The sequence below is a fragment of the Pseudonocardia sp. NPDC049154 genome, assembly GCF_040648315.1.
GTDB lineage: Bacteria > Actinomycetota > Actinomycetes > Mycobacteriales > Pseudonocardiaceae > Pseudonocardia.
Map to the genome: position 1 here is coordinate 1 of NZ_JBEZDN010000131.1, position 22,299 is coordinate 22,299.

Below are 22,299 nucleotides of genomic sequence, written 5' to 3' on the forward strand. Positions count from 1 at the left end.
GGCGCGCGCAGCGCGGCCGGGGTCTGGTAGCCGCGCACCAGGATCAACGCCGAGCGGGTGGTGTAGTCGAAGGCCTCCGAAGCCACCACATGGCAAGAACCCACGAGCCACACCCCGCCGTCAAGGGCGTCCGGAACACCTCATCCCGAACATCAACAACCTTACGGAGAACCCATGGCGATCAGCCCCGACGACCTGCACGGCCTCGACCTCGGCACCCTGCTCGCAGGTCTCCCACCGACCGGCGCCTGGAGCGCTCTGTTCGAGCTGCCGGGCCTGTCCTTCGGACTGCGGTCCACGGGATCGACGGTCGAGGTCGTCCCCGCCACCGGCATCAACGACGCCTGGGACTTCGAGCTCCTGGTGAGCGAGTCCGAGTGGACCGCCTTCTGCAGCACCCCGTGCCCGCGTGGCTTCACGACCGCCCAGGCGCTCGTCGCGACCTCCGGTGGTGCGCCGGTCCGCGGGGACCGGGCGGTGTGGGCACGGGCCGCGCTCGTCGTCGACCGCGTCCTGGCCGTCCTGCGTGACGCGGTGACAGCCGCCCCGCAGCGGCGTCCGGACCCCGCGGCGCCTGCCTCCGGGCTGAGCCCCGTCGTCGGCCGCTATCTCACGATCGAGGTCGAGGGCCGGTCGCAGCGCCTGTACTTCGAGTCGGCCGGCACCGGACCCCCGCTGGTGTGCCTGCACACCGCGGGCGCGGACTCCCGGCAGTTCCGGTACCTGCTGGAGGACCCGGAGCTCACCGCGGAATGGACGGTCTACGCGTTCGACATGCCCTGGCACGGTCGCTCGGAGCCGCCCGCCGACTGGCAGCGGCAGACCTACCGGCTCACGACCGCCACCTACGCCGCCACGGTGCTGGCGTTCACGGACGGCCTGGGGTTGGAGCGGCCGGTGCTGGCCGGGTGCTCGATGGGTGGCGCGATCGCCCTGTACCTGGCCGCCGAGCACGGCGACCGGTTCACCGGCGTGTGCGCCCTGGAGGGCGGCCTCGGCAACCCGTCACGGTTCGTCGACTGGACCAACCGGACGGACGTCGACCACTCGCTGTTCCTGACCAGCTGGGTCGGCGGCCTGATCGCGCCCACCAGTCCCGCGGGCCCGGCCGCCCAGACGCTGTGGGGCTACGCGCAGTCCGGCCCCGGCGTCTACCAGGGCGATACCTACTTCTACTCCCAGGACCTGCCCCGGGTGGCCGAGTCCCTCGGCACCGCCCGCTGCCCGCTCTACGTGTTCAGCGGCGAGTACGACTACTCGGCCACCACCGAGATGAGTCGCGCGGCCGCGGAGCGCCTGGGCGGACAACTCGTCGAGATGGAGGGGAAGGGCCACTTCCCCATGTCCGAGGACCCGACCAGCTTCGCCGGGTACTTCTTCCCCGTCCTCTCGCTGCTCCACGACAAGTACGAGCGCTGATCGACCCGGCGGCGGACCTGCCGCCCGCTGCCGTCCAGGCCATCCCAGAGAAGTGGTGAGTCCCTTGTCAGCATCCGTCACCCGGAGCGGTACCGCCGGTCCGGACCGTCGCCGGCGCCTCGTCGCCGCCGGCGTCGGGAACTTCATGGAGTGGTTCGACTTCGCCATCTACGGCTTCTTCGCCACGGCGATCGGTACGAACTTCTTCCCGAGCTCCAGCCCCACGGCGTCGCTGCTGTCCACCCTGGCGGTGTACGGCGTCGCCTTCCTGATGCGGCCCGTGGGCGGGTTCGTGATCGGCGCGATCGGCGACCGCCGCGGCCGGCGCTTCGCGCTGATGCTCTCCGTGGTCCTCATGGGCCTCGCGACCGCACTCATCGCGCTGCTCCCGTCCTACGCCGCGATCGGCGTCGCCGCGCCGGTCCTGCTCGTGCTGCTCCGCTGCGTCCAGGGCTTCAGCGCGGGTGGCGAGTGGACCGGGTCGGCCGCGTTCCTGGTGGAGAGCGCGCCGTCGAACCGGCGCGGCGTCACCGCCAGCGTCATCCCGATGACGGCCGCCCTCGCCGTCGCGGTGGGCGCCGGCTCGGCCCTGCTCATCCAGTCCACGATCGCGCCCGAGGACATCGTCGGCTGGGGCTGGCGCATCCCGTTCCTCGCCGCGTTCCCGCTCACCCTCGTGGGCCTCTACCTCCGCATGAAGCTGGAGGACACCGAGGTGTTCCAGGAGCTGAAGGCCCGCGGCGACATCGCCGACGCGCCGATCCGCGCGGTCGGGCGCAGCGGGGGCCGCAACGTCGCGATCTCCTTCGCCCTGTCCGCCATCACGGTGCTGGGCTTCTACTACATCGCGACGTACGTGACGACCTTCCTGACGGTCACGGTCAAGATGGACCGCTTCGCGGCGCTGGTCGTCGTCGCCGTCGGTGCGCTGTTGTACGCGGCACTGTGCCCCGTCATGGGTGCCCTGTCCGACCGGGTCGGCCGGCGGCCGTTGTCCCTGGTCGGTGGGGCCGGGTTGGCCGTGTTCGCCGTGCCCGCGTTCCTGCTCATGGCAACCGGCAACCCGGTCGTCGCGGTGCTCGGCCTGGTGCTGTTCGGGATCTTCGAGGCCATGCACAACAGCACCACGACCGTGATGCTCATCGAGCTGTTCCCGGCTCACCTGCGCTCCACGGGCAGCGCGATCGGCTACAACCTCGGTGCGGCGCTGATCGCGGGTCCCGGCCCGCTGATCGCCGCCGCGCTCGCCGCGGCGGGCGCCGGGGTGGGGCTCCCGGCCGTCTACATGGCGGGCGTCGCCCTCGTCTGCACCGTCGTCCTGTGGCGTGTGCTGCCGGAGACGCGCCTGCGTGACCTGGGACCGGGCGAGCAGCGCGGGCCGATCGCCACTCCCACCCCGGACAACGCGACGACACGGTCCTGATCCCGGACCGCCTCACAGGGAGCACGCACGCATGCATCTGATCCCGGGACGCTCGGGGAAGCCCAGCGTCCGCCGCACCGGGACCTTCACCGGCGAGGTCTGGGCCGATCCGATCTCCGGCGACGACCCCGCCGTCAACCTGGTGGCCTTCGCCCCGCGTGCCCGGACCTACTGGCACCGGCACGACGGCGGTCAGCTCATCGTGGCCACCCACGGCAGCGGCTTCGTCGTCCGGCAGGACGGGCTGGGCGGCCCGATCCAGGCGGGGCAGAGCGTCTGGACGCCGGCCGGCGAAGCGCACTGGCACGGGGCTGGCCCGGACAGCCTGCTGACCCAGACCGCGTACTCCTTCGGCCCCACCGACTGGCTGCACGAGGTGTCCGACGAGGAGTACGAGCGCGCGGTCCGGGAGGCGTCGTGGTGAGTCACCTCCGCGCGCCCGACCTGCCCCTTCGACCACGCCGAGGACGTTCGTGAACGACAGCACCTACGACCTGATCGGCCCGCACCCCTGACGGAGGACAGCGAGATGGAACTGGGATTCGTCGGCCTCGGCCGGATGGGTTCACGAATGGCGACCCGGCTCGTCGACGCCGGGCACGACCTCGTCGTCCACGACGTCGACGCCGAGGCGGTCACGGCGTTGACCGACCTCGGAGCGACGGCGGCGGCGTCGGCCAGAGAGGTCGCAGACCGTGCCGAGGTGGTCCTCACCAGCCTGCCGACCCCCGCGATCGTGCTCGACGTCGTGCTCGGGCCGGACGGACTCGCACACGGCAGCGCGGTCCGGCAGGTGGTGGAGCTGTCGACCACCGGCACCCGCACGGCCCGCCGGATCGCCGAGGAGCTCGGCCCGCGCAGCGTGACCTCGATCGACGCCCCGGTGAGCGGAGGCACGAGCGGTGCGGAGAAGGGCACGCTCGCCGTGATGGTGTCCGCTCCGCCCGAGGACTTCGCCGCGCTGGAGCCGGTGCTCTCCGTCCTCGGGACGGTCTTCCACGTCGGCACGGATGCGGGGCTCGGGCAGGCGATGAAGCTGGTGAACAACTACCTGTCCGCGGCGGCACTGGCCACGACCTCGGAGGCGATGGTGGTGGGGGCCAAGGCCGGTCTGGATCCACGGACGATGCTCGACGTCCTCAACGCCGGATCGGGCCGCAACAGCGCGACCCAGGACAAGTTCCCGCGGTCGGTCCTGCCCGGGACCTTCGACTTCGGCTTCGCCACCGGACTGATGGAGAAGGACCTCGGACTGTTCGCCGAGGAGGCCGCGAGTCTGCAGGTCCCGACCTGGGTCGGTTCGGTGGTGCACCAGATGTGGCGGCAGACCCGGGACCAGCTCGGCGCGGGGTCCGACTTCACCAGCATCGCCCGACTCGTCGAGGGATGGGCGGGCGCCGAGGTGCGCGCCGGCGGCCCGGACGCGTCGTGAGCGGCGAGACCTACGAGGTCTTCGCGGTCCGGTACGGCTACATGGACCGCCGGGCATCGGAGAACTTCCTCGGCGGGTGTGCCTGCGACGGCCCGATGCCGATCGACTACTTCGTCTGGGTCGTGCGGTCGGCCGCGCGCACCGTCGTCGTCGACACGGGATTCGGACCGGCGGAGGGCGTCCGCCGCGGCCGGAGCGTGCTGAACTCGGTCGGGACCGGCCTGGCCGTGCTGGGCGTCGACCCCGCCCGCGTCGACGACGTCCTCCTCACCCACCTGCACTACGACCATGCCGGCAATCTCGGGCTCTTCCCGAGGGCCCGGTTCCACCTGCAGGAGCGCGAGCTGCAGTTCGTCGTCGGGCGGTACATGGCCGACCCGACGACGGCGAGCGCCTACGCCGCCGAGGAGATCGTGGACGCGGTCCGCCTGGTGCACGCCGGCCGGGTGCGCTTCCCGGCCGAGGACGAGGAGCTCTTCCCGGGCCTGAGCGTGCACCTCGTCGGCGGCCACACCGGCGGCACCCAGGTGGTGCGGGTGGCCACGGCACGCGGTCCGCTCGTGCTGGCCTCCGACGCCGTGCACTTCTACGCCAACCTGGCGAGGCGACATGTCTTCGCCGTCACGCACGATCCGGACCACCTCCTCGAGATGTACGACCGGCGCCTCCCCGCGCTCGTCGACGACCCGGCCGACATCGTCCCGGGTCACGATCCGCTCGTCCTGGCCCGGTACCCCGCGGCGCGCGCGGATCTCGAAGGGGACGTCGCGCTGCTGAGTGCCGGTCGTCTCGCGCCGACCGCGGACGTCGGGGTGCCGGCGTAGTGGTCGAGCCACCCGCCGACCACGGGACGATCCGGATGCCGACCCGCGGCACGGGCTCCTAGAAGGTGTCGAACCCGAGCGCGGCCCGGAACCGGTTCTTGACGTGGACCCCGTCGCGGGCGGGCAGCGCGCGCTGCGGCTCGTCGGTGTCGATGAGGACCTGGCTGAACGTCGGTCCCCGGCGCGCGGCGATCCGCCCGGCCACCGCGGCCGCGCCGTCCTGGTCGGAGATCCGGACGGAGTCGGCGATCCCGAAGCCCCGTGCGACGGCCGCGAGATCGGTCCCGAGACTGGTGTGACTCGGCTGCATCCCGGTCTCGCCGAAGTGCCCGTTGTCCAGCACGACCACGCTGAGGTTCGCGGGCTGCTGCGCACCGACCGTCCCGAGGGAACCGATCCCCATGAGCTGCTCGCCGTCCCCGGTCAGCACGACCACCGGGAGGTCGGGCTGGGCGAGCGCGAGGCCCAGGCCGACCGGCACGGCACCGCCCATCGCGCCCCAGAGGTAGAAGTTGCGGTCCCGGTCGCCCGCGGCGAACAGGTCGTAGGACGGGGAGCCGAGACCGGTCACGAACAGGGTCTCGGCGGGGACGGCCGCCACGAGCGCGGCGACGAAGGCGCGGCGGTCGATCCGGGCACGTTCCACGGTGCTCATCATTTGCCCTCCCACTTCTTGCGCCCGATCAGGCTCTGGCTCAGCAGCACCGCGTTGCGCTCGCCCGCGAGGAAGGTCGAGTCCAGCGCGGCGCCGACGATCTCGGCGACCTCGTCCGCCCGGTCCGCGCGGTGGACGGTGATGCCCATGAGCTCCAGCGCGCCCTGCGTGCGCTGCCCCATCGGGCTCTGCCACGGGTTGAACTCGGCGTACTCGCCGCGCATCGTCACCAACGCGAGAAACGGGAAGCGGCAGGCCTCGAGCAGCGAGAACATGTTCACGCAGTTGCCGACGCCGCTGCTCTGCACGAGCAGGGCGGCCCGCTGCCCGCCGAGCCAGGCGCCCGCGACCACGCCGACGCCCTCCTCCTCGGTGGTGAGGACGACGTCGGTCATGTCCGGGTCGCTGCGCGCGGCGCTGAGCGTGTACGAGTGGCCCGCGTCCGGCACGAAAGCGATCTGCCTGATGTCTCCCTGCTTGAGGACGTCGAACACGTCCTTCTGCCAGGGGTGGTCGACGGTGGTCATGCCCGTCATCATCAGCGCTGATGTGCTGGCACGACCACTAGAATGTCGGCATACCCGGATCGCAGGCGCGGTGATGATGGACCTCAGGCCCGCGCCGAGATCGGGCCGGCCCGCACGGAGCCGCACGGCCACGTCACGGTCGGCCTGCTGCCGAGCCTCGACCGGCTCGCCGAGGCGGTCGTCCTCCGCGTGCGGGCGACCCACCCCGCTGTGCAGCTTCGGATCACCACCGGCTACGCGGGCCATCTCGCCGGGTGGATCGACTCCGCCGAGATCGACCTCGGCCTGCTCTACGACGTCCGCCCGGCCGTCGCCGTCGACGTCCACGACCTCGTCGAGGAGCCGCTGTGGGCCGTCGGACCGCCGGACGCCGGCTGCGCATGACGGAGCCGGTCCCGCCTACCGCGCTCGCCCAGCACCCGCTGGTCCTGCCGAGCGCACTGCACGCCCTGCGCAGCATGGTCGAGCGTGCGGCCGCGCGGTCGGGGTCGACGCTCACCATCTCCGCCGAGACGAACTCGATGCAGGTGCAGACCAGGCTGGTGGTCGCGGGTGTCGGGCACAGGGTGCTGCCGGTGCCCGCGGTGATCGACGACGTCCGGGCCGGTCGGCTCACCGCCGCCCCCCTCGCCGACGAGGCCTGCGCCGCCGCCTGGTCCTCGCGGTGCCCAGCACCCGGCACCTCGCCCCCGCGGTCCACGCGGTGGCGGACATCGTGCGCGAGGTGGTGGGCGAGGCTGCCGCCTCCGGGTCGTGGCCCCTCGCGCAGTGGATCGGCGACCGGGCGCCGGTGCGCCGGCGCCGGGTCAGATCAGCCTGACGCCGACCGCCGGAGGGCAGGGGGCAGCGACTCAGTTGCCGAAGGTGGGGCCGGGCTCGCCCGGCAGGATGGTGTGCCCGCCCCGGGCCTCCGCCTGCTCGGCGCCGTCGGCCATCGACTTCGGTTTGACGTTGAGGATGAAGTCGCCGTCGTGGGCCTTCATGCCGTAGTCCACGGCCTGCTCCACGGCCTCCCCCGCCCGGACCGACCGGCGGATCAAGGGGTCGGAGCGCAGGTCCTTCCACACCGACACGCAGAGCAGCACCATGATGATCACGAACGGCAGCGCCATGATGATCGTGATGTTCTGGATGCCGGTCAGGGCGTCGTCCCCGCCGACCAGCAGCATGATCGCGGCGATGGCGCCCATCACCGTGCCCCAGAAGATCACGATGCCGCGGCCGGGCTCGATGGAGCCCTTCTGCGAGATCGTGCCCATCACGACCGAGGCCGCGTCGGCGCCGGAGACGAAGAAGATCGCGACGAGCAGCATCGCGACGACGCTGAGCACCGTGCCGAGCGGGAAGGACTGGAGCAGCCCGAAGAGCTTCTCCTCCTGCCCGCCCGAGGCCAGGTCCTGCCCGGCCTGCTGCGCCGAGATCGCCGCGCCGCCGAAGATCGCGAACCAGACCAGCGAGACCACGCTGGGGATCAGGATGACGCCCGCGATGAACTGCCGGATCGTACGGCCGCGGCTGATGCGGGCGATGAACATCCCGACGAACGGCGTCCAAGAGATCCACCAGGCCCAGTAGAAGACCGTCCAGCTCTGCAGCCACTCGGCCGTCGCCGGGCCGTCGGCGCCGGTCCGGGCGGCCATCGACGCGAGGTCGGCCAGGTAGTGGCCGATGCTGCCGGGCAGCAGGTTGAGGATCAGCACGGTCGGACCGACGACGAAGACGAAGAACGCCAGGAACGCCGCCAGCACCATGTTGATGTTGCTCAGGTACTGGATGCCCTTGGCCACGCCGCTCACCGCCGACGCGATGAACGCGACGGTGAGCACCGCGATGACCGCGACGAGCAGCCCGGTGCCCGGGTTGTCCATCCACCCCAGCGCGGCGAGCCCGCCGCCGATCTGCAGGGCGCCCAGGCCCAGGGACGCGGCGGAGCCGAACAGGGTCGCGAAGATCGCGAAGATGTCGATCGCCTTGCCGAGCCCGCCCTCGGTGCGCCGGGTGCCCAGCAGCGGGGCGAACGCGGCCGAGATCAGCTGGCTGCGGCCGCGGCGGAAGGTGCCGTAGGCGATCGCGAGACCGACCACGGCGTAGATCGCCCACGGGTGCAGGGTCCAGTGGAAGAGCGTGGTCGCCATCGCCACGTCGAGCGCCGCCGGGGTCCCGGCCGGCGCGGTGTCCGGTGGCGGCGTGGTGAAGAACGACAGGGGCTCGGCCACGCCGAAGAACATCAGCCCGATGCCCATCCCCGCGGAGAACATCATCGCGACCCACGAGCTCGTGCGGAACTCCGGCGCCTCGCCGTCGCACCCGAGCGGGATCCGGCCGTAGCGGCTGATCGCCAGCCAGAGCGCGAACACGACGAAGCCGCTGGCCGCGAGGATGAAGAACCACCCGCCGGCGCCCATGATCCCGGACAGCACCGCACCCGAGACCGCGGAGAGGCTCTCCGTCCCGGCGATACCCCAGACGATGAAGGCCAGGACGAGCAGCGCCGCGACCCCGAACACGACGCGGTCGGTCGGATGCCGCCGATCGGCCGTGCCCGTGCCGGACGTGGTCACGACCTCCGGCTCGTCGGGGCTCGCGCCGGTGCCGGTGCCCGTCCCGGTCGCAGGTTCCTTGACTGTCATCGCTTGCGTCCCTTCGTCGGGAGTGCGGTGCGTCATCGTCCGCGCGGGAGGAGGCCGGGTCGACCACCGTCCGGGGCATCGGGCGCCCCGGCGTCGAGGCCGGTCACCTGCGCGAACGGGTTCGGGAGGTGACGGCCGGCCGCGGCGGCGCCACGGCCGGCCGGTGGGTGTGTCAGTGCCCGATCGCGGCGGCGACCCAGTCGCGGAACTCGGCGATGTGGTGCTCGCTGGGCACCAGCACGCCGCCGGCGGCGTAGGCCCGGGACGACATCGCGGGCTGGGTGCGCTCGCAGGCGTCGAAGTCCTGCTGGTTGACGCGGTGGAACAGCTCGACGGAGCGGTCCAGGTCGCGCCCGCTGTCCAGGACCTCCTGCGGGTAGAGCCAGTCGCACTCGACGACGGTGCGGTCCGCCGCCACGGGGTACATGCGGTGGAAGATCACGTGGTCGGGCACCAGGTTGATGAAGACCTGCGGGTTCACGGTGATCGCGTAGTAGCGCCGGTCGTGGTCGGCGTCGACGCCGGCGATCGGCTCGAAGCCGGCACCGCCGTCGACGGTGAAGCCGCTGACGTCGTCGCCGAACGCGGCCCCGTGGCCGACGTAGTACTGGGCGGCGTAGCCGTCGGCGAACTCCGGGAGCACCTCGGTGAGCTCCGGGTGGATCGTCGCGCAGTGGTAGCACTCCATGAAGTTCTCGACGATCAGCTTCCAGTTCGCCTTGACGCCGTAGGTGATCCGGCGGCCGACGGCGAGGGTGTCGATCGCCCAGCGGTCGATCGCGGCGGGGTCGCCGAGGCGGGCGGTCACGGCGGCCTCGACCGTGTCGGCGAAGGAGGGCGGCTCGTCGGCGAGGCAGATCCAGATCGTGCCGAGCCACTCCCGCAGGGTGACCGTGTGCAGGCCGAGCTCGTCGCGGTTCACGTCCGCCATCGAGTTCAGGTTCGGGGCCGCGATCAGCGCGCCGTCGAGGCCGTACGTCCAGGCGTGGTACGGGCACTGGATCTTGTTGCGGAGCGAGCCCTCGGGCTCGACGCAGAGCTGGGCGCCGCGGTGCCGGCACACGTTGAGGAAGGCCCGGACCCCGCGGTCCCGCCCGCGGACCAGCAGCACGCTCTCCCCGCCGACCTCGACCTTGCGGAAGCTGCCGGGCTTCGCGAGGTCGCTGCTGCGGGCGGCGGCGAACCACCTGGTCCCGAAGATCCGCGACTGCTCGAGCTCGAAGATCGCGGGGTCGGTGTAGTGCGAACCGGGCAGGGTCGGGATCAGGCTACCGGCGGACTGCTGTCCGGGGATCTCGACGGTGCTCACTGGAGTCCTTTCACGGGTGGCGAGGCGGCGGGCGTCAGTGGGTGGCGGCGGGACGGGGGCCGAGCCGGCGGCGCATCCGGCCGAACGAGCGGGGGCGGTCGACGCCGAGCACGGCGACCGACGTCCCGGACGGGTCGAGGTACCGGGCGAGGAAGTCCGCCTCGGCGGGGTCGCCCTCCAGGACCTCGACGCGGCAACCGGGCGTGCGGTGACCGGCGAACTGGATCCGGCGTCCGTACTGGTCGGACCAGAAGTACGGCACCTCGTGGTGCGGCGCCGGGGTGTGCACCCGGCCGAACAGCGCCGCGACGGCGCCGACCGGCTGCTGCACCGCGTTCGTCCAGTGCTCCAGCCGGAGCATGGATCCGGTGTAGCCGCGGTGCGCGTTCGCGCAGTCCCCCACCGCGACGACGCCGGGTGTCGACGTGGCGCCCTGCGCGTCGGTCACGACCCCGTCGTCGAGCGTCACGCCCGAGCCCTCGAGCCACTCGACGTTCGGGATCGCCCCGATCCCGACCACGACGACGTCGGCGGGCAGCTCCCGGCCGTCCGTCAGCCGGACCGCGCGCACGCGGGGCGACCCGACGATCTCGGCGACCCCGCACCCGGTGTGCAGCCGGACGCCCGCGGCGGCGTGCAGGCCGGCGCAGACCCGGCCCATCTCCGCGCCCAGCGGGCGCTCGAGGGGGACGGCCGCGGCCTCGACGACGTCGACCTCGACGCCGAGGCCCACCGCGGTCGAGGCGATCTCCGACCCGATGAACCCCGCCCCGACGACGATCATCCGCGCGCCGGGGACCAGCTCGGACCGCAGGGCGACCGCGTCGTCGAGGGTGCGCAGCGTGTGCACGCCCGCCGGCACCGGTCCCGGCAGTGCCCGGGCCCGGGCCCCGGTGGCCAGGACGACGCCGTCGGTGGCGATCCGCTCGCCGTCGTCGAGCACGACGGTGCGCTCCGCGGTGTCGAGCGCGACGGCCCGGTGACCGAGCCGCCAGTCGGCGGCGAGCTCGGCGTCCTCGGGGGTCGTCAGCGCGAGGTCCTCGGTCGAGAGTGCGCCGGAGAGGAACTCCTTGGACAGCGGCGGCCGGTCGTAGGGTGCGTGTTCCTCGTCGCCGACCACGACGATCCTTCCGTCGAACCCCTCGGCGCGCAGGGCGCGGGCGGCCGCGAGGCCGGCGAGCGAGGCCCCGACGACGGTGACGGTGCGCATCAGGCGACCTCCGCCGCCACCGCGCCGACGCGTACGCCGGGCCGGGCCCCGGTCTCGACCTCCACCGACTCCTCGACCCAGACGTGCCCGTCCGAGACGACCACCCGATGGGTGCGGACGGGCTTCTTGGCCGGTGGCCCGCTGGGCCTCCCGGTGCGCAGGTCGAAGCAGGCGGCGTGCAGCGGGCACTCGACCGCACACCCCTCGACCCACCCGTCGGACAGCGAGGCGTCCTGGTGGGTGCAGGTGTCGTCGATCGCGTAGAGAGCGCCGTCGACGTGGAAGACGGCGATGCTCACCTCGCCCTGTACCCGAGCCGCTTCACCGTCGGGGATGTCCGAGGCCGCGCCAACATAGATCATCCTTGCTCCTGTTGCCTATCGCGGAACACGTCATGCGATTCGCAACACGAGGATGAGATCCTTCACTGGCACCGTCAATCGGCGTCGCCACGTTCGTCGACAACCGGCTCCGGAGTTGCAGAATGCGCAACAAGAATGTTTCTGCGGAACAGCGGTCCGCGACACAGGCGGTCGATCGCGCCCTCGCCATCCTGCCGCTGCTCGCGCGCCGAGGTCCGTCCGGCACCACCGAAGTGGCCCGCGAGCTGGGAATCCACAAGTCCACGGCGTCGCGCCTGCTCGCCGCGCTCGAGAAGCACCGGCTCGTCGAGCGCACCGGCACCCGCGGCAAGTACCGGCTCGGATTCGGGATCGTGCGACTCGCCGGGGCGACCGCGGCCCAGCTCGACATCGCCGCGGAGAGCAGGCCGATCTGCGCGCGACTGGCCGCCGAGCTGTCCGGCACGGTGAGCGTCAGCGTGCTGGAGGGTTCGCACGCGACGGTCGTCGTGCAGGAGCCACCCACCGACCGCAACTGGATCGGGTTGCGGTCGCCGCTCTACGCGACGGCCGGCGGCAAGGTGCTGCTCGCCGGATTCGGCCCCGACGCCCTGCAGGAGGCCCTCGACCGGCCCCGCACCCGCTTCACCGAGCACACGCTGGTCGACCGCGCCGCGCTCCTCGCCGACCTCGACGAGGTGCGCGAGCGCGGGTGGGCGGCGACGCACGGCGAGCTCGAGGTCGACCTGAACGCGGTCGCCGTGGGGCTGCACGGGGCGAGCGGGCAGCTCGCCGGGACCCTCAGCGTGTCCGGGCGCAGCGGCGCGCTCGACCCCACCGACTTCCCGTCGGCCGCGCGGGCCCTGGCCCACGCGGCCGCGGCGATCACCGCGCGACTCCAGGAGCTCGTCGGTCCCTGAATCCCGGGCCCGAGGGTTGACCCCGTGTGACACATCTTTTACGGTCAATAGATATATCAGTTCCTCCTCCACGACGATCAAGGCGGATCATGTTGCGTCGCTGTCCGTCCGTGCCCTGCGTCCCGTGCCGAGGGGGGATGTCATGACCGGTGTGCCCGAGGACCGGTTCGTCTCGGTCGGACCGCCCGTCATCGAGGACGAGACGACGGTCCGTCGCGCGACCAAGGCAGCCGCGGTCGGCAACGTCGCCGAGTGGTACGACTTCGGGATCTACTCCTACCTGGCCGCCGTGGCGCTCGACCGGGTCTTCTTCCCCGACGCCGGCGACTGGGCCCCCGTCCTCACCCTCGGGGCCTTCGCGGCCGCGTTCCTGGTCCGCCCGCTCGGCGGTCTGGTGTTCGGCCCGCTCGGCGACCGGATCGGCCGGACGAAGGTCCTCTCGGCCACCGTCCTGATGATGGCCGTCGCGACGGTCCTGCTCGGCCTGGTCCCCGGTCACGCGGCGATCGGCGTCGCCGCTCCGCTGATCGTGTTGTTCCTCCGCATGCTGCAGGGCTTCTCCGCGGGCGGCGAGTACACGGGCGCGCTCACCCTGGTCGCCGAGTACTCCCCCGACCGGCGCCGCGGCTTCTTCGGCAGCTGGCTGGAGTTCGGCACCCTGGTCGGCTACACCCTCGGCGCGGGCACCTCGGCCGTTCTCATCGCGCTGCTGCCCTCGGACGACCTGCTGTCGTGGGGCTGGCGGTTGCCGTTCATGCTGGCGCTCCCGCTCGGGATCACCGGCATCTACCTGCGGATGCGGTTGGAGGAGACGCCGGCGTTCCGCCAGCTCCTGGAGCGCTCGCCCGCGATCTCGACGATGTCCCCGCGCCGGGCCTTCCAGATCCTGATCACCCGGTACCGCTCCGCGGCGTTGGTCGGGGCGGGGCTCGTCGTCGCCTGGAACGTCACCAACTACGTGCTGACGAACTACGTGCCGACCTATCTGACCGGCACGTTGCCGCGGGTCGGCGAGAGCGGGACCAGCGAGGCGCTGTCCACCGGGCTGCAGGTCGTCGTGATGCTGCTGTTGCTGTGCGTGATCCTGCCGGTGGGCCGCCTGAGCGACCGGATCGGCCGCAAGCCGATCCTCTTCGCCGGGAGCGCGGCGCTCGTCGTGCTGGGGCTACCCGCCGTGTGGCTGCTCCGTCACGGCCTCGGCGGGCAGATCGCCGGCCTCCTCATCATGGGCGCGACCCTGCTCTGCTTCGCCGCGGTGACGCCGTCGACCCTGCCCGCGCTGTTCCCGACGCTGATCCGGTACGGGAGTCTGGCGATCGTCTTCAACGTGTTCGTCTCGACGTTCGCCGGGACGGCGCCCACGGCGATCGGTGCGGCCGTCGCCGCCACCGGCAACCTCGACTGGCCCGGCTACTACCTCGTCGGTGCCGGCGTCGTCGGGCTCGTCAGCACCTGGTTCCTGCGGGAGTCGGCCGGCCGGCCGCTCGCGGGGGCCGCGCCGCTGCGGTCCAGCGCCGACCTCCTTGCACCCGTCCTCTCGCCGGAGGGCGTACCCCTCGAGAACCCTCCCCGGTCCGAACGCCGGGGGTGAGACCCGACCTGCCCCCGAACCACGAAGTGGAGTACCGAGTCGTCGCAGAAGGTCCGTCGCCCCCGGTGACTTCGTGATCCTCGACTGGCGCGCGGTCTGTGGGCAGTGCCGGCCTCGTGAGTGGCGATGGTCGCCATAGCGACTGTCGCCACTCACGGGCAGGCCGCGACGAGTCGACCTCAGCGGAAGACGACGGTGCTGTGCCCGCTGAGCAGGACCCGCCGCTCGCAGTGCCAGCGCACAGCGCGCGACAGAGCCAGGGCCTCGGCGTCGCGGCCGACCGTCTGCAGGGCCGTGGGGTCGTAGGTGTGGTCGATGCGGATGACCTCCTGCTCGATGATCGGCCCCTCGTCGAGGTCCGGCGTGACGTAGTGGGCCGTGGCACCGACGAGCTTGACCCCGCGGTCGTAGGCCTGGTGGTAGGGCTTGGCGCCCTTGAATCCGGGCAGGAACGAGTGGTGGATGTTGATCGCCCGCCCGTACAGGGCCTTGCAGGTCTGGTCGGACAGGACCTGCATGTACCGGGCCAGCACGACGAGCTCGGCCTCGTACTCGTCGACGAGCTTCAGCAGCCGGGCCTCGGCCTCGGACTTGGTCTCGGGCGTGACCGGGACGTGGACGTACGGCAGCCCGGCGGCCTCCGCCATCGGGCGCAGGTCGTCGTGGTTGGACACGACCGCGACGATCTCGGCGCCGAGGCTGCCGGCCCGCCAGCGGAAGATCAGGTCGTTGAGGCAGTGCCCGAGCTTGGACACCATGACCAGGGTCCGCACGGGCTCGGCCGGCGAGAAGGTGAAGTCCATCCCGAAGTCGGCGGCGACGGGCTCGAAGCCGCGGGCCATGGCGTCGAGGTCGACGCCGGTGTCCGCCGTGAACCGGGTGCGCAGGAACAATCGGGACCGGACCGAGTCGTCGAACTGCTGGTACTCGCTGATGTCGCAGCCGTGCTCGAACAGGTAGGCGCTGACGGCGCGGACGATGCCGGTGCGGTTCGGGCAGCTCAGGGTGAGGGTGAACGAGCGGGTCACGGGGGTCTCCAGCATGTCGAATCAGCACTCCACGACGTCGAGGGCCAGCCCACCGGGTCACATCGTCGGGAGCCCAGATACTAGATTGGTATATCAGTGATGGACAAGAGGTATCGCTGATGAGTTCGGCGTGTTCGCCGACGGGATGTCAGGCGAATAGACTCCCGATCGTGACCGCTGCGCCCCAGGACGGCGAGCCGAGCTCGCTGTCGTTCGCCGACCGCGCGTACACCGCGATCCAGGACCGGCTGATCATGCTCGAGATCCCGCCGATGGCCCCGCTCGACGACGCCGAGCTGGTGCGCACGATCGGCGTCGGCCGCACCCCCGTGCGCGAGGCGCTCAAGCGGCTCGAGCTGGACCGGCTCGTGATCTCCTACCCCCGCCGAGGCACCTTCGCTACCGGCGTGGACATCACCGACCTCGCGTACATCTCGGAGATCCGCGAGCAGCTCGAGCCGCTCGCCGCGCGCCGGGCGGCCGAGACCGCCGGGCCGGCCGTGCGCACCGAGCTGGCCCGGCTGGCGGACGACACCGAGCAGCTCGACGTGCGCACGCTCGGGCGCAGCGAGCTGATGCGCTGGGACCTGCGCGTGCACCGCGCGATCTACCACGCGGCGGGCAACCCCCACCTCGAGGACACCCTGGTGCGCTACAACAACCTCGCGACCCGGATCTTCTGCCTCTTCCTGGACCGCATGCCGGAGTTCGACCGGCACGTCGGCGAGCACGTCGGGCTGCTGCGCGCGATCGCCGGTCAGGACGGCCCGGCGGCCGAGGACCTGGCCCGCGAGCACGTCCTCGGCTTCGAGAAGGCCGTGCGGGCGATCATCTGACGCCCGCTCGGCCCAGGGCGGCGAGGATCGCCGGCGCGTCCGCGGTCGCGGCCATGTCGTGCACCCGCGCCACCCGCGCGCCGCGCCGTCATCGGAGGATCTGCTCCCGGACGGCGGCGGTGACCTTGTCGGCGCGGGTGAGGAGGTCGTCGACGCCGCCGAGGGCGTCGGTGAGCTCCGTGCGCGCGGCGGCATCGGCGATGCCGGCGAGGTTGATCTCGACGTTGACGCGGGCGGTGGACGCCGCCGCTCGGGCGGCGTCCGCGGCCGCCGCCACGTCGCTGACGACGTTGGGGTTGCCGACCGGGAGCAGCCGCTCGGCCAGCCCGACGATCCGCTCGGCCAGCGCGACGACCTGGGCGGGGACGCGGCCCGCCTCGATCAGCGCGGCCGCGATCGCCAGGGACCGGGCGGCCTTCTCCTGCCCGGTCGACCGCGGCAGCCCGTAGGCGTCGGCGACCGCGCCGAACAAAGCGGTGTCCTGTTCGGCGAGGTCCAGCGCGCACAGGCGGCACGCGTCGGAGTCGTCGCGGACGGCGATGACGACGGCGGCGTGGTCGGCCGGTCTCGGGCCGTCGCTGTAGCGGGCGACCATGCCGACGAGGGCCGCGGCCTGTGCGGCCTGCAGCGCGGCGCTCGCGCCGCCGCCGGGGGCCGGCACGCGAGCGGCGAGGGCCTGCAGGAACTCGTCGAGGGTGTCCGTGCGCATGGGGTTCCGTCCTCGGGCGGTCAGCGGCGGATGCGGGTCATGTCGGGGTCGACCAGCGGCTCGGCGGCCACGGTCGCGCGCACCCGGCGGCCGAAGTACTGGATCTCAACAGACGTGCCGATCTCGACGGCGGGCAGCCAGGCGTAGGCGACGGGCGTGCCGACGGTGTGCCCGAACGCGGCGGAGGTGACGTAGCCCGCCGGCCGGCCGTCGAGGAACACCGGCTCGTGGCCCAGCACGACGCTGCGGCCGTCGTCGACGGTCAGGCAGGTGAGCCGGCGGGTGACGGTGTCGGCGGAGACTCCCTCGAGCGCGGCGCGGCCCACGAACTCACCCTTCTGCGGGCGCACCGCGAAGCCGACCCCGGCCTCGTACGGGTTGTGCTCGGTGGTCATGTCCGCGCCCCAGGCGCGGTAGCCCCTCTCCAGCCGGAGGCTGGTGAACGCGGCCCGGCCGGCGGCGACGGCGCCGAGGGGCCGCCCGGCCTCCCACAGCACGTCCCACAGCTTCTGCCCGTACTGGGCACCGGTGTAGATCTCCCAGCCCAGCTCGCCGACGTACGACAGCCGCATCGCGGTGACCGGGATGCCGGCGATGTGCGCGGCCTTCGCGCGGAAGTACTTCAGCCCCTCGTTCGACAGGTCGTCCTCGGAGAGCGGCTGGACCAGGTCGCGGGCCAGCGGCCCCCACACCCCGATGCAGCAGGTGCCGCCGGTGATGTCGCGGATCTGCACGCTGTGGTCGCGCGGGGCCTGCCGGCGGAGATGGTCGAGGTCGAGGTGCCCGTTGGCGCCGACCTGGAACAGGTCCTCGCCGAGGCGGGCGACGGTGAGGTCACCGCGAATCCCACCGGCCTCGTCGAGCGCGAGGGTGTAGGTGACCGAGCCGACGGACTTGTCCGTCGTCCCGGTCGTCAGCCGCTCCAGGAACGCGACCGCCCCGGGCCCGGAGACCTCGAGCCGGGTGAGCGGGGTCATGTCGTAGAGCGCCACCGCGGTGCGGGTCTTCCACGCCTCCACCGCGGCGATCGGCGAGTGGAACATCGCCGACCAGGCGTCCCGGCCCGGCGGCTGCCACTCGGCGGGCAGCTCCTTGACCAGCGGGGCGTTGGCCTCGTACCAGTGCGGACGCTCCCAGGCGTGCGACTCCAGGAAGAACGCCCCCAGCTCCTTCTGCCGGGCGTGGAACGGGCTGACCCGCAGGCCGCGCGGGGAGAGCTTGGGCTGCAGGGGGTGCACCACGTCGTAGATCTCCTCGAAGTTCCGTTGCGCGGTCTCGTCGACATAGGCGTCCGTCGTCTCGATCTCGTCGAAGCGGGCCACGTCGCAGCCGTGCAGGTCGATCTCGCTGCGGCCGTCGACGAGCAGCTGGGCGACGGAGCGGGCGACGCCGGCGGAGTGGGTCACCCAGACCGCCTCGGCGATCCAGAACCCGGCGACGTCCGGAGACTCGCCGATCAGCGGGCCGCCGTCCGGGGTGAAGGAGAAGATCCCGTTGAACCCGGTCTCGATCTTCGCGTCCCGCAGGGACGGCAGCAGCTGCCTGCTGTGCTCCCAGGAGGGGGCGAAGTCCTCCTCGGTGAACGGCAGCATCGACGGCATGGCGGCCTCGCCCATGTCGTCGTCCTCGACCTCGGGGAGGTCGCCGATGCGCACGGGCATCGGGCGGTGGGCGTAGGAGCCGATGCCGAGGCAGTCGTTGTGCTCGCGGTAGTACAGGTCCCGGTCCTGGTGGCGCAGGATCGGCAGGCGGGCCTCGACCAGGTCGTCGTTGCGCCCGACGAGGTCGCCGACCTGCCCGGTCCGCACGTACTGGTGGGCCAGCGGCAGCAGCGGCACCCGCATCCCGACCAGCTTCCCGAGCTCCCGGCCCCAGAAGCCGCCGCAGGACACCACGATGTCCGCAGGCACCTCGCCCTTGTCGGTCCGCACGCCGGTGACCCGGCCGCCGGACCGGTTGATCCCGACGACGCGGGTGGAGCCCTGGAACACCGCACCGCGGGCCTCGGCCCGCCGCGCCACGGCCACCACCACGCGGGCTGCCTTCGCCAAGCCGTCGGTCGGGGTGTGGAAGCCGCCGAGGACCTGGTCCCGGTCGAGCAGCGGATGCAGCCGCACGCACTCCTCGGGCCCGACCACCTCACCGGGCACCCCCCAGGAGGTGGCCCAGCCCTGCTTGCGGTGCAGGTCGGCCAGCCGCTCGGGGGTGGTGGCGACCTCCAGCCCGCCGACCTGGTTGAAGCACCACGCCCCGTCGACGTCCAGGCCCAGGAACTTCTCGACGGTGTAGGTGGCGAACTCGGTCATCGTCTTCGACGCGGTGGTCTGGTAGACGAGGCCGGGCGCGTGCGAGGTCGAGCCGCCGGTCAGCGGCAGCGGCCCCTGGTCCAGGACGGTGACCTGGTCCCAGCCGCGCTGGGTGAGCTCGTCGGCCAGGTTCGCCCCGACGATCCCGGCTCCGATGATGACGACGCGGGGGGTGGTGCTCATGCTGGGTCTCTCCTCACGTGGCGGTCGTCGGCGACCGCGACGGTGGTGCGTCAGGGGAAGGCGGCGGGAGTCGGGGCGGCGGCCGGGTCGGTACGGAACTCGAGGGCGGCGTCGAGCAGCCAGTCGGCCAGGTGGCCGGCGAAGGAGGGCCGCACGATTCGTCCGGGCCCAGCCAGACGGCCTGCCCGTCGTGGGTGCGCTTCCAGGTGTTCGGCTGCGTGGGCAGCCGCGGGCCGAGCGCCCGCGCGGCGGCGTCGACCCCCGGCCCGGTCGGGTCGACGCGCAGGTCCACCGCGGCGACCCCGGCCTCGGCCTCGATGCGCAGGCCCTCCGTCTCCGCGGCGTCCAGCGCCGGGATCCGGTCCGCGAGCGGGTGCGTGCGGAACAGGGTGCGCTCACCCATCGCGACGGGTTCCTTCCGGGTCGACGAGCACGGACGAGCCGATCTCGGCGGGCACGAGCACACCCGCGACGGGGACGTGCACGACATCGCCGACGCGGGCGCGTCCGCCCTTGACCAGGGCCAACGCGAACGGCCTGCCGAGCTCGGCGCTGTGGTAGCTGGAAGTGACGTGCCCGAGCATGGGCACCGGCGGCGGGGGAACCACGCCGTCCGCGCGGAACTCGACGATCTGCGAGCCCTCCGGCAGCTTCGTCCGCGCGTCCGTGGGCAGCAGCGACACCAGCTGCTTGCGCAGCGGATCGTGGTTCGCCGGGCGGGCGAACGACCGCTTGCCCACGAAGTCCGGCTTCTTCTTCGACACCGCCCACTCCATGCCCAGGTCCTGCGGGGTGACCGTGCCGTCGGTGTCCTGCCCGATGATCGGGTAGCCCTTCTCGGCGCGCAGCACGTGCATCGTCTCGGTGCCGTACGGGGTGATGCCGTACGGCGCCCCGGCGTCGAGCAGCCGCAGCCACAACGACCGCGCGTACCAGGAGTTGACATCGACCTCGTAGGCGAGCTCGCCGGAGAAGGAGATGCGCGCGATCCGCACCGGGACGCCGTCGAGCTCGGTGTCCCGCCACGACATGAACGGGAACGCCTCGTTCGACACGTCGAGGCCGGGGAACACCTCGCCGAGGACGTCGCGTGAGCGCGGCCCGACGACCGGGAAGACCGCCCACTGCTCGGTGACCGAGGCGAGGTGCACGCGCAGCTCCGGCCACTCGGTCTGCACCCACTCCTCGAGGTGGTCGAGGATCGGCGCCGCGCCGCCGGTGGTGGTCGTGACCAGGAAGCGGTCCTCGGCCAGGCGCAGCACGGTGCCGTCGTCGATGACCATGCCGTCGTTGCCGCACATCACGCCGTAGCGCGCGCGTCCGACCTTCAGGCTGCTCATCATGTTCGTGTAGACGCGGTCGAGCAGCACCGCGGCGTCCGGGCCCTGGACGTCGATCTTGCCGAGGGTGGAGCCGTCGAGGATGCCCACGCCGGCACGGACGGCCGCGCACTCGCGCAGCACCGCGGCCTCCATGTCCTCGCCGGGGCGCGGGTAGTGCCGGGCGCGCTTCCACTGCCCGACGTCCTCGAACTCCGCACCCGCCGCGACGTGCCAGTCGTGCAGGGCCGTGGTGCGCACCGGGTCGAACAGCCGTCCGCGCTCGCGGCCGGCCAGCGCGGCGAACGCGACCGGGGTGTAGGGCGGGCGGAAGGTCGTGGTGCCCAATGCGTCCACGGTCGTGCCGAGGATGTCCGCGGTGATCCCCGACGCGATCACCCCGGAGGTCTTGCCCTGGTCGTGCGCGGTGCCGATGGTGGTGTACCGCTTGACGTGCTCGACCGAGCGGATGCCCGCGCCCACGGCCCGGGCGATGTCGGCCTCGGTCGCGTCCCGCTGGATGTCCACGAACTGGCGGTCCGCGTCGCCCGCGGTGCGCCAGAGCACCTGGGTCGGCAGGCGCTCCGGCTCGGCGGCGGTGCTCGGCGCGTCGCCGCCCGCCCCCTCGCGCAGGCACCCGGCCAGGTCCAGGGTGCCGTTGGCGGCACCGATCACGCTGACGCCGGGCAGCGTCTCGCCCGGGCGGAAGGCGCCGAGCGCGGGGTCGTAGGGGAGCGCGCCCTTGACGTGGCTGAACAGGTGGGCCGTCGGGTTCCAGCCGCCGGAGACGAGCAGCAGGTCGCAGGGCAGGGTCCAGGGCTGCTCGCCGGGGGCGGCGAGCTGCACCTGCCGGATCCGCTCCTCCCCCGTGGTCCCGACGACCATGACGCCGCCGTGCACCGGGATCCGCCGGCGCACGCACCCGGCGGCCACGGCCGGCACGTCCGTGCGGGCGTCGACCACGGTGACCGCGTCATCCGCCGCGGCGAGGTCGGCCGCGGCGGAGTACGCGGCGTCGTCGCTGGTGAAGACGACGATCTGGCGGCCCGCAAGCACGCCGTACCGGTGCAGGTAGTCGCGCGCCGACGCGGCGAGCATGATCCCGGGCCGGTCGTTGTCGGTGACCACGATCGGCCGTTCGTGCGCGCCGGTGGCCACGACGACCTGCTCCGCCCGGATCCGGTGCACCCGCTTCACGCTGGTCGCGATGCGGCGGACCCCGTTCGCCAGCAGCGCCGACGCCAGGGTGTCGCCGGGGTGGCCGGTGTACTCCTGCCCGTCGAAGGTGAAGGTCAGGGTGCGGGTGCGGTCGATGCGGCCGTACCCGTCGACACGGCTGTCGGCGCTGCTCACGAGGTCACCTCCGGGCGGGGGTCGCCGATCGTGTAGGTGGCGAGGAAGTGGTAGCTGCGGGTGTCGCGGACGGCGTTGAACCAGCGCCGGCACCCGGCGCTGTGGCTCCAGCGTTCGGCGAAGGGCCCCTTGGGGTTGTCCCGGAAGAACACGAACCGGGCCCACTGCTGGTCGGACAGCGCGGCCGGATCGTCCGGGTAGGCGAGGTGGGCCTGGCCGCCGTAGCAGAACTCGACCTCCTCGCGGGGGCCGCACCAGGGGCAGTGGATCAACTGCATCGGGGA

At 72.5% G+C, this 22,299-nt stretch carries 21 protein-coding genes and 2 pseudogenes; 11 read left to right on the plus strand and 12 right to left on the minus strand.

Annotated elements, in window-relative coordinates:
- The first annotated feature begins 174 nt into the window (after nt 1-174).
- The 5 genes and pseudogenes from AB0B41_RS36285 (at nt 175) to AB0B41_RS36305 (ending at nt 5,098) form a co-directional block, all read left to right on the plus strand.
- On the plus strand, nt 175-1,419 hold the full coding sequence (locus AB0B41_RS36285; protein ID WP_358211554.1) for an alpha/beta hydrolase: 1,245 nt from the start codon (nt 175-177) through the stop codon (nt 1,417-1,419).
- A 64-nt stretch (nt 1,420-1,483) separates the two neighbouring features.
- Complete coding sequence (locus tag AB0B41_RS36290) at nt 1,484-2,842, plus strand: MFS transporter (protein WP_358211556.1); 1,359 nt, start codon at nt 1,484-1,486, stop codon at nt 2,840-2,842.
- 31 nt (nt 2,843-2,873) lie between these two features.
- Complete coding sequence (locus AB0B41_RS36295; protein ID WP_358211558.1) at nt 2,874-3,266, plus strand: cupin domain-containing protein; 393 nt, start codon at nt 2,874-2,876, stop codon at nt 3,264-3,266.
- Between the two features lie 54 nt (nt 3,267-3,320).
- A pseudogene (locus AB0B41_RS36300) lies at nt 3,321-4,274 on the plus strand (NAD(P)-dependent oxidoreductase); the annotation flags it as partial.
- Nucleotides 4,271-5,098 carry an N-acyl homoserine lactonase family protein gene (locus tag AB0B41_RS36305; protein ID WP_358211560.1) on the plus strand — a complete coding sequence of 276 codons (828 nt, stop codon included), beginning with the start codon at nt 4,271-4,273 and terminating at the stop codon, nt 5,096-5,098. The pseudogene AB0B41_RS36300 and the gene AB0B41_RS36305, both read left to right, overlap by 4 nt.
- A gap of 58 nt (nt 5,099-5,156) precedes the next feature.
- Here the strand turns inward: AB0B41_RS36305 and AB0B41_RS36310 are convergent, their stop codons facing one another.
- Together AB0B41_RS36310 and AB0B41_RS36315 are read right to left on the minus strand one after the other, a co-directional pair.
- Nucleotides 5,157-5,753, minus strand: a complete 597-nt coding sequence (locus tag AB0B41_RS36310) for a thiamine pyrophosphate-dependent enzyme (protein ID WP_358211562.1) — start codon at nt 5,751-5,753, stop codon at nt 5,157-5,159.
- The gene (locus tag AB0B41_RS36315) at nt 5,753-6,280 is read right to left on the minus strand and encodes a phosphonopyruvate decarboxylase (RefSeq protein WP_358211563.1); all 528 of its coding nucleotides are present in this window, start codon (nt 6,278-6,280) and stop codon (nt 5,753-5,755) included. The genes AB0B41_RS36310 and AB0B41_RS36315 overlap by 1 nt, the downstream gene beginning before the upstream one ends.
- A 42-nt stretch (nt 6,281-6,322) precedes the next feature.
- Here AB0B41_RS36315 and AB0B41_RS36320 point away from each other — a divergent pair, with 42 nt between their 5' ends.
- From AB0B41_RS36320 to AB0B41_RS36330, 3 genes and pseudogenes are all read left to right on the plus strand, one after another.
- Complete coding sequence (locus tag AB0B41_RS36320) at nt 6,323-6,664, plus strand: LysR substrate-binding domain-containing protein (RefSeq protein WP_358211565.1); 342 nt, start codon at nt 6,323-6,325, stop codon at nt 6,662-6,664.
- A pseudogene (locus AB0B41_RS36325) lies at nt 6,661-6,927 on the plus strand (LysR substrate-binding domain-containing protein); the annotation flags it as partial. The gene AB0B41_RS36320 and the pseudogene AB0B41_RS36325, both read left to right, overlap by 4 nt.
- 17 nt (nt 6,928-6,944) lie before the next feature.
- A complete protein-coding gene (locus tag AB0B41_RS36330; protein WP_358211567.1) occupies nt 6,945-7,100 on the plus strand; it encodes a hypothetical protein in 156 nt (51 codons plus the stop codon).
- 31 nt (nt 7,101-7,131) lie between these two features.
- Here AB0B41_RS36330 and AB0B41_RS36335 read toward each other — a convergent pair whose 3' ends face one another.
- The 4 genes from AB0B41_RS36335 to AB0B41_RS36350 form a co-directional block, all read right to left on the minus strand.
- Nucleotides 7,132-8,910, minus strand: a complete 1,779-nt coding sequence (locus AB0B41_RS36335) for a BCCT family transporter (RefSeq protein ID WP_358211569.1) — start codon at nt 8,908-8,910, stop codon at nt 7,132-7,134.
- Between the two features lie 172 nt (nt 8,911-9,082).
- A complete protein-coding gene (locus tag AB0B41_RS36340; RefSeq protein WP_358211571.1) occupies nt 9,083-10,219 on the minus strand; it encodes an aromatic ring-hydroxylating dioxygenase subunit alpha in 1,137 nt (378 codons plus the stop codon).
- Between the two features lie 34 nt (nt 10,220-10,253).
- Nucleotides 10,254-11,429, minus strand: coding sequence for an FAD-dependent oxidoreductase (locus tag AB0B41_RS36345; protein WP_358211573.1), 1,176 nt, complete (start codon nt 11,427-11,429; stop codon nt 10,254-10,256).
- Nucleotides 11,429-11,791 carry a bifunctional 3-phenylpropionate/cinnamic acid dioxygenase ferredoxin subunit gene (locus AB0B41_RS36350; protein ID WP_358211575.1) on the minus strand — a complete coding sequence of 121 codons (363 nt, stop codon included), beginning with the start codon at nt 11,789-11,791 and terminating at the stop codon, nt 11,429-11,431. The genes AB0B41_RS36345 and AB0B41_RS36350 overlap by 1 nt, the downstream gene beginning before the upstream one ends.
- A 122-nt stretch (nt 11,792-11,913) precedes the next feature.
- Here AB0B41_RS36350 and AB0B41_RS36355 point away from each other — a divergent pair, with 122 nt between their 5' ends.
- Together AB0B41_RS36355 and AB0B41_RS36360 are read left to right on the plus strand one after the other, a co-directional pair.
- Nucleotides 11,914-12,690: an IclR family transcriptional regulator gene (locus AB0B41_RS36355; RefSeq protein ID WP_358211577.1), complete on the plus strand. Its 777-nt coding sequence runs from the start codon at nt 11,914-11,916 to the stop codon at nt 12,688-12,690.
- A 142-nt stretch (nt 12,691-12,832) separates the two neighbouring features.
- Nucleotides 12,833-14,281, plus strand: a complete 1,449-nt coding sequence (locus tag AB0B41_RS36360; RefSeq protein WP_358211579.1) for an MFS transporter — start codon at nt 12,833-12,835, stop codon at nt 14,279-14,281.
- A 179-nt stretch (nt 14,282-14,460) separates the two neighbouring features.
- Here AB0B41_RS36360 and purU read toward each other — a convergent pair whose 3' ends face one another.
- Nucleotides 14,461-15,309: a formyltetrahydrofolate deformylase gene (purU, locus tag AB0B41_RS36365; RefSeq protein WP_358211585.1), complete on the minus strand. Its 849-nt coding sequence runs from the start codon at nt 15,307-15,309 to the stop codon at nt 14,461-14,463.
- Between the two features lie 170 nt (nt 15,310-15,479).
- On the opposite strand from purU, the gene AB0B41_RS36370 reads away from it, so the two are divergent.
- Nucleotides 15,480-16,145, plus strand: coding sequence for a GntR family transcriptional regulator (locus AB0B41_RS36370; protein ID WP_358211580.1), 666 nt, complete (start codon nt 15,480-15,482; stop codon nt 16,143-16,145).
- An 88-nt stretch (nt 16,146-16,233) separates the two neighbouring features.
- Here the strand turns inward: AB0B41_RS36370 and AB0B41_RS36375 are convergent, their stop codons facing one another.
- The 5 genes from AB0B41_RS36375 to AB0B41_RS36395 are packed head-to-tail and all read right to left on the minus strand — an operon-like array spanning nt 16,234 to nt 22,293.
- Nucleotides 16,234-16,854, minus strand: a complete 621-nt coding sequence (locus AB0B41_RS36375; RefSeq protein ID WP_358211581.1) for a cyclodeaminase/cyclohydrolase family protein — start codon at nt 16,852-16,854, stop codon at nt 16,234-16,236.
- Between the two features lie 20 nt (nt 16,855-16,874).
- Nucleotides 16,875-19,343 carry an FAD-dependent oxidoreductase gene (locus tag AB0B41_RS36380; RefSeq protein ID WP_358211582.1) on the minus strand — a complete coding sequence of 823 codons (2,469 nt, stop codon included), beginning with the start codon at nt 19,341-19,343 and terminating at the stop codon, nt 16,875-16,877.
- A 13-nt stretch (nt 19,344-19,356) separates the two neighbouring features.
- Complete coding sequence (locus AB0B41_RS36385; RefSeq protein WP_358211583.1) at nt 19,357-19,746, minus strand: hypothetical protein; 390 nt, start codon at nt 19,744-19,746, stop codon at nt 19,357-19,359.
- Complete coding sequence (locus AB0B41_RS36390) at nt 19,739-22,015, minus strand: glycine cleavage T C-terminal barrel domain-containing protein (protein WP_358211584.1); 2,277 nt, start codon at nt 22,013-22,015, stop codon at nt 19,739-19,741. The genes AB0B41_RS36385 and AB0B41_RS36390 overlap by 8 nt, the downstream gene beginning before the upstream one ends.
- Complete coding sequence (locus tag AB0B41_RS36395; protein WP_358211586.1) at nt 22,012-22,293, minus strand: sarcosine oxidase subunit delta; 282 nt, start codon at nt 22,291-22,293, stop codon at nt 22,012-22,014. The genes AB0B41_RS36390 and AB0B41_RS36395 overlap by 4 nt, the downstream gene beginning before the upstream one ends.
- Nucleotides 22,294-22,299 lie beyond the last annotated feature (6 nt).

Excerpts from the sequence above, each read along its gene's own strand:
- AB0B41_RS36285 (WP_358211554.1), top strand. The coding sequence starts at position 175 with ATGGCGATCAGCCCCGACGACCTGCACGGCCTCGACCTCGGCACCCTG.
- AB0B41_RS36295 (WP_358211558.1), top strand. The coding sequence starts at position 2,874 with ATGCATCTGATCCCGGGACGCTCGGGGAAGCCCAGCGTCCGCCGCACC.
- AB0B41_RS36310 (WP_358211562.1), bottom strand. The coding sequence starts at position 5,753 with ATGAGCACCGTGGAACGTGCCCGGATCGACCGCCGCGCCTTCGTCGCC.
- AB0B41_RS36315 (WP_358211563.1), bottom strand. The coding sequence starts at position 6,280 with ATGACCACCGTCGACCACCCCTGGCAGAAGGACGTGTTCGACGTCCTC.
- AB0B41_RS36320 (WP_358211565.1), top strand. The coding sequence starts at position 6,323 with ATGTCGGCATACCCGGATCGCAGGCGCGGTGATGATGGACCTCAGGCC.
- AB0B41_RS36335 (WP_358211569.1), bottom strand. The coding sequence starts at position 8,910 with ATGACAGTCAAGGAACCTGCGACCGGGACGGGCACCGGCACCGGCGCG.
- AB0B41_RS36345 (WP_358211573.1), bottom strand. The coding sequence starts at position 11,429 with ATGCGCACCGTCACCGTCGTCGGGGCCTCGCTCGCCGGCCTCGCGGCC.
- AB0B41_RS36350 (WP_358211575.1), bottom strand. The coding sequence starts at position 11,791 with ATGATCTATGTTGGCGCGGCCTCGGACATCCCCGACGGTGAAGCGGCT.
- AB0B41_RS36355 (WP_358211577.1), top strand. The coding sequence starts at position 11,914 with ATGCGCAACAAGAATGTTTCTGCGGAACAGCGGTCCGCGACACAGGCG.
- AB0B41_RS36360 (WP_358211579.1), top strand. The coding sequence starts at position 12,833 with ATGACCGGTGTGCCCGAGGACCGGTTCGTCTCGGTCGGACCGCCCGTC.
- AB0B41_RS36375 (WP_358211581.1), bottom strand. The coding sequence starts at position 16,854 with ATGCGCACGGACACCCTCGACGAGTTCCTGCAGGCCCTCGCCGCTCGC.
- AB0B41_RS36380 (WP_358211582.1), bottom strand. The coding sequence starts at position 19,343 with ATGAGCACCACCCCCCGCGTCGTCATCATCGGAGCCGGGATCGTCGGG.
- AB0B41_RS36385 (WP_358211583.1), bottom strand. The coding sequence starts at position 19,746 with ATGGGTGAGCGCACCCTGTTCCGCACGCACCCGCTCGCGGACCGGATC.
- AB0B41_RS36395 (WP_358211586.1), bottom strand. The coding sequence starts at position 22,293 with ATGCAGTTGATCCACTGCCCCTGGTGCGGCCCCCGCGAGGAGGTCGAG.